This window comes from Marispirochaeta aestuarii (genome assembly GCF_002087085.1).
Taxonomy (GTDB): domain Bacteria; phylum Spirochaetota; class Spirochaetia; order JC444; family Marispirochaetaceae; genus Marispirochaeta; species Marispirochaeta aestuarii.
The window spans coordinates 1-408 of record NZ_MWQY01000072.1 but is presented as its reverse complement, the minus strand read 5'-3'; the positions used below and the strand labels follow the sequence as shown (position 1 = coordinate 408).

General features: G+C 51.2%; 1 protein-coding gene. It reads left to right on the top strand.

The genetic code is table 11. The features are described from left to right. A partial coding sequence (locus tag B4O97_RS19160) for an RHS repeat domain-containing protein (RefSeq protein WP_332891661.1) occupies window positions 1-408 on the top strand: 408 nt, incomplete at both ends.

The window sequence follows — 408 nt, the reverse complement described above, 5'->3', positions numbered from 1 at the left end:
GAAAGGAGTTTGCCGAAAGCAGCTGGGGACGCCTGCGCTGTAAAGACAAGGACTATTACCTGCATGATATACTGGGATCGGTAATCGGGATCACCGATGAGCGGGGGAACCAGCGGGAAGAATACTGCTACGATGTGTGGGGTAATCGCTATGACCGGCCACGACAAAGGCATGATAATCACAATAGCGTGGGCTGGAATGCCTTGTCTGCAACGCTGTTCGGTTTTAACGGGAAGAAGTTTGACCCGAAGGTGGGGCTGTATGATTACGGGTTCAGGGATTACAAGCCCGACATCAACAGGTGGACCACCATAGACCCAATACGCTCGGGAAAGAACTGGTATGCCTATGTGGGGTCTCCTGAAAAACTCAGTTTCCCCGTTTATACGGCAATTATGACCGGTTTTC